At 71.3% G+C, this 7690-nt stretch carries 8 protein-coding genes and 1 pseudogene; 2 read left to right on the forward strand and 7 right to left on the reverse strand.

The genetic code is table 11. From position 1 onward, the window contains the following. Window positions 1–67 precede the first annotated feature (67 nt). The 7 genes from M3Q23_17865 to M3Q23_17895 all read right to left on the reverse strand — a co-directional run bounded on the left by M3Q23_17865 (window position 68) and on the right by M3Q23_17895 (window position 6029). The gene (locus M3Q23_17865) at window positions 68–484 is read right to left on the reverse strand and encodes a response regulator transcription factor (GenBank protein ID MDP9343917.1); all 417 of its coding nucleotides are present in this window, start codon (window positions 482–484) and stop codon (window positions 68–70) included. A 19-nt stretch (window positions 485–503) separates the two neighbouring features. Continuing rightward, window positions 504–1517 carry a phosphoribosylformylglycinamidine cyclo-ligase gene (purM, locus tag M3Q23_17870; GenBank protein MDP9343918.1) on the reverse strand — a complete coding sequence of 338 codons (1014 nt, stop codon included), beginning with the start codon at window positions 1515–1517 and terminating at the stop codon, window positions 504–506. 12 nt (window positions 1518–1529) lie between these two features. Beyond that, window positions 1530–2933, reverse strand: coding sequence for an amidophosphoribosyltransferase (purF, locus tag M3Q23_17875; protein MDP9343919.1), 1404 nt, complete (start codon window positions 2931–2933; stop codon window positions 1530–1532). Window positions 2934–3031: 98 nt separating this feature from the next. Next, window positions 3032–3406, reverse strand: a complete 375-nt coding sequence (locus tag M3Q23_17880; protein MDP9343920.1) for a VOC family protein — start codon at window positions 3404–3406, stop codon at window positions 3032–3034. A gap of 68 nt (window positions 3407–3474) precedes the next feature. Next, complete coding sequence (locus M3Q23_17885) at window positions 3475–4140, reverse strand: CDGSH iron-sulfur domain-containing protein (protein ID MDP9343921.1); 666 nt, start codon at window positions 4138–4140, stop codon at window positions 3475–3477. A 39-nt stretch (window positions 4141–4179) separates the two neighbouring features. Then, window positions 4180–4530 carry a hypothetical protein gene (locus M3Q23_17890; protein ID MDP9343922.1) on the reverse strand — a complete coding sequence of 117 codons (351 nt, stop codon included), beginning with the start codon at window positions 4528–4530 and terminating at the stop codon, window positions 4180–4182. 128 nt (window positions 4531–4658) lie between these two features. Then, complete coding sequence (locus M3Q23_17895; protein MDP9343923.1) at window positions 4659–6029, reverse strand: FAD-binding oxidoreductase; 1371 nt, start codon at window positions 6027–6029, stop codon at window positions 4659–4661. A 158-nt stretch (window positions 6030–6187) separates the two neighbouring features. Between M3Q23_17895 and M3Q23_17900 the strand changes: the two are divergent. Continuing rightward, window positions 6188–6409 (forward strand): annotated as a pseudogene (locus M3Q23_17900) (SARP family transcriptional regulator). A 100-nt stretch (window positions 6410–6509) separates the two neighbouring features. Beyond that, window positions 6510–7690, forward strand: a 1181-nt coding sequence (locus M3Q23_17905) for an ISAzo13 family transposase (GenBank protein MDP9343924.1), incomplete at its 3' end; no start/stop codon positions are given.

Here is a 7690-nt window from a genome sequence, read left to right on the forward strand (position 1 = left end):
GGCGGAGTCGAGGCGAGCGAGCGTCAGCGAGCGAGACCGAGCGCAGCCGGAGCGAGCTCTCAGGAGATCAGGACGGGCGGCGGGGGACGAGCTCTCGGATCATGGCGAGGAGCTCGTCCATGTCGAAGGGCTTGGCCACGAAGCCCTCCACGCCGTAGCGGGCCGCGCGGAGGCGGTCGTCCTGGGCGGTCCGCGCGGAGACCACGATGACCCGGGGCCGGGATCCGCCGCTCGCTTGGAGCTCGTCCAGCAGGGCCCAGCCATCCATCACGGGCATCATCAGATCGAGCAGCATGAGGTCGGGGCGCTCCCGCAGGAGCAGCTCCAGGGCGGCCTCGCCGTTTCGGGCCACGAACGTCCGGTAGCCCTCGCTCTCCAGGTTGAACCGCAGGAGCCACACCAGGTCCGGCTCGTCCTCCACCACCAGGATGGTGGCGCCGGGGGCCCTGGCCAGGCCCTCCGGATCCGGCGGCGCCGCTCCCATGCCCTCGTGCCCCATCCGGCTACCCCGCCGCCTCGAAGCGAACGCCGGGCTGGCCGCCCACCCGTCCCACCACCCACGCCGGCGTGCCCGCCACCTCCGCCCGGGACACCACCTCGCCGGCGGCGTCTGGGGGCACGACCAGCACCATGCCGATACCCATGTTGAACGTGGAGAACATCTCCTCCTCGGAGACCCCGGCGGCCCGGCGGATGAATTCGAACACGGCAGGACGGGGCCACGCTCCCGGGTCCGCGGAAGCGCCGAGCTCCGGCGGCAGCGCGCGGGGAAGGTTCTCGGGGAGCCCGCCGCCCGTGACGTGCGCGCAAGACAGCACCAGGTCATCCGCCGCCAGCGCCAGCACGAGCGGAGCGTAGATCGCCGTCGGCTCCAGCAGCTCCTCCCACAGCGGCCGGGCCAGGCCCTCGGGCGTCGCCTCCAGCCGAGCGCCCGGTTCCAGCAACGCCCGCCGCACCAGGCTGAACCCGTTCGCGTGCAGGCCGGTCGAGGCCAGGCCCACCAGGACGTCGCCCTCCCGGACCCGGCGCGGCCCCAGCACCCGGTCCTCGTCCACCACCCCCACGCAGAACCCCGCCAGGTCGAACTGCTCCGGCGCCATCACCCCGGGGTGCTCCGCGGTCTCGCCGCCGAGCAGCGCGCACCCCGCCCGCCGGCACCCCTCCGCGACCCCTTCCACGAGGGCGGCCACGTCCTCCGGCACCACCCGGCCCACCGCGATGTAGTCCAGGAAGAACAGCGGCTCGGCCCCGGTGCACACCACGTCGTCGGCGCACATGGCCACCAGGTCGATCCCCACGGTGTCCAGGCGCCCGGCCAGCCGCGCGATCTCGAGCTTGGTCCCCACGCCGTCGGTGGCCGCGGCCAGCAGCTTCCGGGGGCCGATCCGGAACAGCCCCGCGAACCCGCCGACGGACTCCACCACCTCGGGACGGGTGGCGGACTCGGCCACGCTCCCGATCAGCGCGACGGCCTTCGCCGCGGCCTCGATGTCGACGCCGGCCTGCCGGTAGTCCATGACCGAACCGTACTAGCGGGCGGGCCGTTGCTCCAGCACGAACTTCCCGGCGTGCTCGGGGATGGGGATGGGGTAGCGCCCGTCGAAGCAGGCCCGGCAGAACCGGTCCTCCGGTGCGCCGGTGGCCTCGACCAGCGACTCCAGGGACAGGTACGACAGCGAGTCCGCGCCGATGAACGCGCGGACCTCCTCCACCGACAGATCGGATGCCACCAGCTCCCGGCGGGTGGACATGTCGATCCCGTAGAAGCACGGCCACCGGATCGGCGGGCTGACCACGCGCATGTGCACGGCCGTCGCGCCGGCCTCCCGGAGGGTCTGGATGATCTGGCGGGTGGTCGTCCCCCGGATGATGGAGTCGTCCACCACCGCCACGCGCTTGCCCTGCACCGCGCCCGGGATGGGGTTCAGCTTCAGCTTCACGCCCCGCTCCCGAAGCGACTGCGAGGGCTGGATGAACGTCCGGCCCACATAGCGGTTCTTCATCAGCCCCTCGCCGTACGGGATGCCCGCGACCTCGGCGTAGCCCTGCGCCGCCGAGTGCCCGGTGTCCGGGATGGGGATGACCAAGTCGGCGTCGGCGGGGGCCTCCCGGGCCAGCCGCCGCCCCATGTCACGGCGGGCCTCGTGCACGGTTCGGTCGTACAGGCGGGAGTCGGGCCGGGCCAGGTACACGAACTCGAGCAGGCACAGAGCCTTGCGCGGGCTCTCCGCGAACCGCTCGAAGCGCAGCCCCCGGTCGTCCACCATGGCCATCTCGCCCGGCTCGACCTCCCGCACGAACGTGGCCCCCACGATGTCGAGGGCACAGGTCTCGGAGGCGAAGCAGAACCCGCCCGGCAGCCGTCCGATGGCCAGGGGCCGCAGGCCGTGGGGGTCCCGCGCCGCGAACACCGTCCGTTCGTCCATGAACACGAACGAGAAGGCGCCGGCCAGCCGGGGCAGGACGGCCATGGCCGCCCGCTCCAGGCCGTCCTCGATGTGGGCGGCCATCATGCCGGCCACCAGGTCGGAGTCCGTCGAGGCCCGCCCCCGCCGGCCGGCCTCCTCGGCCAGCTCGGCGGTGTTCACCAGATTCCCGTTGTGCCCCAGGGCCAGCCCGCGGGTGCCGTCGGTCTTGAACGCGGGCTGCGCGTTGTCCCAGGTGGTGGACCCCGTCGTGGAGTAGCGGGTGTGCCCGATCCCCAGGTCGCCCTGGAGCGTGGACAGCGTGGCCTCGTCGAACACCTGCGACACCAGCCCCAGCTCGCGGAACACCAGGATGTTGCGGCCGTCGGACACGGCCATGCCGGCCGACTCCTGACCGCGGTGCTGCAACGCGAACAGGCCGAAGTAGGTGAGCCTAGAGATGTCCTCGCCGGGCGCCCACACCCCGAAGAGGCCGCAGGCCTCGCGCGGGCTCTCGCCTTCCCCCATGCTCCGTCGAGGGTAACACCCGACCTGCCCGTGGCCGCCGCGCCGCTCCCGAAATTGGCGGGACAAAAACCCGGGGCGGCCTGAGCGCGATCAGCGCCTCAGGAGGTGGCCGGTCCTTCCCACGGGGTCACCAGCTGGAAGTAGTTCCCGTCCGGATCCGCGAACGTCGCGATCCACATCCCCTGGAGCTCGTAGGGCTCCTTGACGACCGTAGCGCCCGCGGCCTTGATGCGGTCGAACTCCGCCTGGACCTCCTTCGTCTCGAGATTCAGGATCACGCGCTGCGGCTCCGCGGCCTGCCCCTTCACATCGGAGTGCTCGATGATCGACAGGAACGTCGCGCCGAATCCCCAGCCGTACATGCCGCCCTCATCCATGTCGGCCGGCCGGCCGAAGACGCCGGCGTAGAACCCGCCCAGCCTCTTCGGGTCCTCCGATCCGATCATGACGCTGTTGAAGTTGAGCGCTGCCATGGTGGACCTCCTTCCGCTCGACGATCACGGCTCGCACGCGGCGAGGTGTTTCCTGAGCCACCGGCCGATCATGCACCGCCGAGCGGCAGGTCGTCGGCGAAGCCGCTGCTGGCGTGGGAGCCGTCGCAGAAGGGCTTGTTGTCCGAAGCCCCACAGCGGCACAGGGTCACCCGGTTGCGCACCTCGTACGGCGTCCCGTCCGCGGCCACCACCGGGATGCCGCCCCGGACCCACAGCGGCCCGCTCACTCCCATCGCCGGATCCTCGACGACGCCGATCGAGGGCTCGAGCGCTGGCTCGTGCGGCTCGGGACGCCCGTCGGCTCCCGGCCCCCAGGTCACCAGCCGCCCGGAAGGGCAGTACGCCGCCTCACGCTCGGTCAGCGCCACGGCCTCGGCGTCGTCCTGCTCGACGAGGTTCCAGACCTGGCCGCGGGCGTCGCAGAAGCGGGCGAAGGCGCAGAGCTGCCGCGCGTCGGTCAGCGCCACCTGGGGCCCCGGGAACGCGTCTGCCTGCTCGAGGTACGGCCGGCGGTCCGCGACCTCGGTCCCGTCGAAGCCGTTCGTCAGGTGCGTCCCGTCGCAGAACGGCTTCGTGCCGGATCCGCCGCACCGGCACAGCCGGTAGCTCTGCTTGGCATCGAACGCGAGTCCGGGCTGCCACTCCCACGACTCCCCACGCTCCGTTCGGCTCGATGATCTGCTGGGCGAGCGGAACCGCGCCCTCGACCTCATACAGCCCGTCCTCGGTCACCCGGATCCGCACCGCGCCCGTCACTCGTCCTGGTCAGGGTGGGGGTCCGCGTGATCGGTCGCGCCAGGCGCGCGTTCCCGCACGGTCACCGCCGCCTCCTCGGGCGAGGCGAACTCGTCCCGTTCGGTCACCGCCTCTCCGACCAGCTCGTCCTCGTCGTCGGACATGCCCTCGTCGACCACCGAGAGGGAGGTGTCGACGGCCGGCCGGTCCGGGCGCTCCTCGGCCAGGTGCTGGTCCAGGGACTCGCCCTCCTGCGCCTCCTCGGCGGTCGTGCCCCACGATTCCGTTCCGAACGCGTGGTCGGCCTGCATGATGGCCGCCTCCAGCTCGTCGCCCTCGTCCCCGTCCCGAGGCTCCAGATCCTCCATGGCTCATGCTCCTTCCGTGGCGGCGACGTTCGCAGCCACTCCGAGCCTACCGCTGGAGCACAGGAATCATTCGGTTGGGGCAGGAGGCATTCGTAAGCGTTCTTCGCTGTGAGGACGTGATCCGCTGGTCAGGGCGTGATGTTCTGGTTGAGGTGGAACAGGTTGTCGGGGTCGTACGTCCGCTTGATGCCGACGAGCCGATCGTAGTTGCCCCGGTAGTTGGCCTTGATCCGGCCCTGGTCGTCGTCCGCCATGAAGTTGACGTACCCGCCCTCCTCCGAGTGGGGCGCGGTGGCGTCGTAGTAGTTCCGGACCCACGCGATGTTCGCCTCGTTGTGGCCCGGGTCGGCCCACATGCCGGCGATCACCGTGGCGAAGTTCGCGTCGCGGTACGCGAACGCCGTCGCGTCCGGCGCCACGCGATGCACGGCCCCGTTGATCGGATAGATGTGCACCGTCGAGCTCACGTAGGGGACCTCCGGCCCGTGGACCCCGTGGGCGGCGATGGCCTCGTCCGTGAGCTCCTTCACGAAGTTGGCCTTCCAGTAGTGCTGGAGACCCGGCGGCAGCAGGGCGTCGAAGGCGCTGTTCAGCGCGGGATAGGGCATCGGACCGACGTGTTCCGCCACCACCGGCGCCACGTCGTGGAACGGCTTCAGCGCCGACTCGCCCTCGTCGAGCGGCCCCGCCCAGCAGGCCACCATGGCGATGAACGTGTCGCCGTGCCGGTCCTCCGGGATGAACGGCAGCGGCGGCGCGATCTGGAACGCGGGGAACGCACCCATCTGCTCGGAGGCGTCGGCGATGTACTCACGGTAGAAGCGGAGGAGGTTCTCCACCTCGCTGAGCTCGTAGAACATGGGGCCGCCGTAGATGTCCTTCACCGGGTGGAGCCGGAACTCGAAGGAGGTCACCACGCCGAAGTTCCCGCCTCCGCCTCGCAGCGCCCAGAACAGGTCCGCGTGGTCGTCCTCGCTCGCCACCAGGAACCGTCCGTCGGCCGTCACCACGTCCGCCGACACCAGGTTGTCGATCGACAGTCCGAATCCGCGTGACAGGTATCCGATGCCGCCACCGAGCGTGAGGCCGCCGACCCCCGTCGAAGAGATGATCCCGCCCGTGGTGGCCAGGCCGAACGGGTAGGTGGCGGCGTTGAAGTCGCCCCACGTCGCCCCTCCCTCGGCCCTGGCCCTCCGGGCGGCGGGGTCCACGCGCACTCCCCGCATCCCGGAGAGGTCGATCACCAGGCCGCCATCGCAGGTCCCGAACCCCGGGACGCTGTGGCTGCCGCCGCGGACCGCCAGGTCCAGCGAGTTCTCGCGAGCAAAGTTCACCGCGGCGATCACGTCTCCGGCGTTTGCGGCCCGGACCACCGCGGCCGGCCGGCGGTCGATCATCGCGTTGTAGACCCGGCGCGCCTCGTCGTATCCCTCGTCGTCCGGCCCGATCACGGGTCCCCTGACCTGTCCCCGCAGCTCCTCGATCGCGAGTGTCCCCACGTGTCCTCCTTCGCCCGGCGAGCACCGCCGCGCTTCGCGACGGCTGCGATTCGCCTCCGCCAGGGTAGACGCTAGGGACATGGCGTGTGACCGGGCGTGTGAGGGCAGGAGGAGGCTCGGTCTTGTCCGGACCGGCCCGCGCGGGCAGGATGTCGGGGATGCCGATCGCCGCGCACCTCCTGGGGCCGCCCCTGCTGATCCGAGACGGCGTCGTGTACCCGGCGCCCCGGGGCAGGAAGGTCTGGGCCCTCCTCGCCTACCTGGCCCTGTCGGACCGGCCCCCCACCCGACAGCAGCTGATCGATCTGCTGTTCCCGGACGCCGATGACCCGGCCGGCGCCCTCCGCTGGAACCTGTCGGAGCTCCGGCGCCTGCTGGGGGGACCGGAGACGGTTAGGGATCGGAACGGAATAAGCTGAGTGTTAGGTGATTCCGGTGTAGCCTGTCCGCGTGGCGGCACCCGAGCTGGCCGTGGGCGAGATGGTAAAGGTACTGGCCCCTCACCTGGACGAGCGTCAGCGTCGGCTGCTGGCCGGGGCCGGGGCCCGGGTGTTGGGCCGTGGGGGTCTGGCCGCCCTGGTCCGAGAGACCGGGATGTCTCCAAACACGGTGCGCAAGGGCCGGGCGGAACTGGACCAGGGCGCGGCGTCCCCGGGTCGGGTCCGCGGACCGGGTGGTGGGCGCAAGCGAGCCACGGACAAGGATCCCGGACTGCTTGCCGCGCTCGATGCCCTCGTCGACCCGGAGACCCGGGGCGATCCGGAGTCGCCCCTGCGGTGGACCACCAAGTCCACCCGGACCCTGGCCGGGGCCCTGACCGCTCGAGGGCATCCGGTGAGCCACGTCCGGGTGGGGGAACTGCTGCACGCTCTGGGCTACAGCCTGCAGGCCAACGCCAAGGTGACCGAGGGAAAGCAGCACCCGGACCGAGACGCCCAGTTCCGCCACATCGATAAGGCGGTGCGCCGGTTCCTGCGGGCGGGCGACCCGGTGATCAGCGTGGACACCAAGAAGAAGGAGCTCATCGGGGCCCATCCCGGCTACAAGAACGCAGGTCGGGAGTGGCAGCCCACGGGCCGGCCGGTGCCGGTCGGGGTCCATGACTTCCCCGACCCCACCGTCCCCAAGGCGGTTCCCTACGGCATCTACGACGTGGCGGCGAACGCCGGGTGGGTGTCGGTCGGCTCGGACGGGGACACTGCCAGCTTCGCCGTGGCCACGCTGCGCCGGTGGTGGACCCAGGTCGGGGCCGGAGCGTACCCGAAGGCCCGACGCCTGCTCATCTCGGCCGACGCCGGCGGGTCCAACGGCTACCGGGTGAGGCTGTGGAAGCTCGAACTGTCCACCCTCGCCGCCGAGACCAACCTAGCCATCACGGTGTGCCACTTCCCGCCCGGCACCAGCAAATGGAACAAGATCGAGCACCGGCTGTTCTCGGCGATCACCGCCAACTGGCGAGGCCGTCCGCTGACCAGCCACGAGGTGGTGGTGGAGCTCATCGGCGCCACCACCACCCGGACCGGGTTGACAGTGCACGCCGAAGCCGACACCAACAGCTACCCCCGAGGGGTCAAGGTCAGCGACGAGGAGATGGCCGCGATCGGCCCGCGCATCAAGGGCCACAGGTTCCACGGTGAGTGGAACTACACGATCGTTCCGCC

The sequence above is a fragment of the Actinomycetota bacterium genome, assembly GCA_030774015.1.
GTDB lineage: Bacteria > Actinomycetota > UBA4738 > UBA4738 > JACQTL01 > JALYLZ01.

What these genes read in the sequence shown, in the direction of transcription:
- purF (MDP9343919.1), bottom strand. Translation starts at nt 2,933, where the DNA reads ATGGGGGAAGGCGAGAGCCCGCGCGAGGCCTGCGGCCTCTTCGGGGTG.
- M3Q23_17890 (MDP9343922.1), bottom strand. Translation starts at nt 4,530, where the DNA reads ATGGAGGATCTGGAGCCTCGGGACGGGGACGAGGGCGACGAGCTGGAG.
- M3Q23_17865 (MDP9343917.1), bottom strand. Translation starts at nt 484, where the DNA reads ATGGGAGCGGCGCCGCCGGATCCGGAGGGCCTGGCCAGGGCCCCCGGC.
- M3Q23_17885 (MDP9343921.1), bottom strand. Translation starts at nt 4,140, where the DNA reads ATGAGGTCGAGGGCGCGGTTCCGCTCGCCCAGCAGATCATCGAGCCGA.
- M3Q23_17880 (MDP9343920.1), bottom strand. Translation starts at nt 3,406, where the DNA reads ATGGCAGCGCTCAACTTCAACAGCGTCATGATCGGATCGGAGGACCCG.
- purM (MDP9343918.1), bottom strand. Translation starts at nt 1,517, where the DNA reads ATGGACTACCGGCAGGCCGGCGTCGACATCGAGGCCGCGGCGAAGGCC.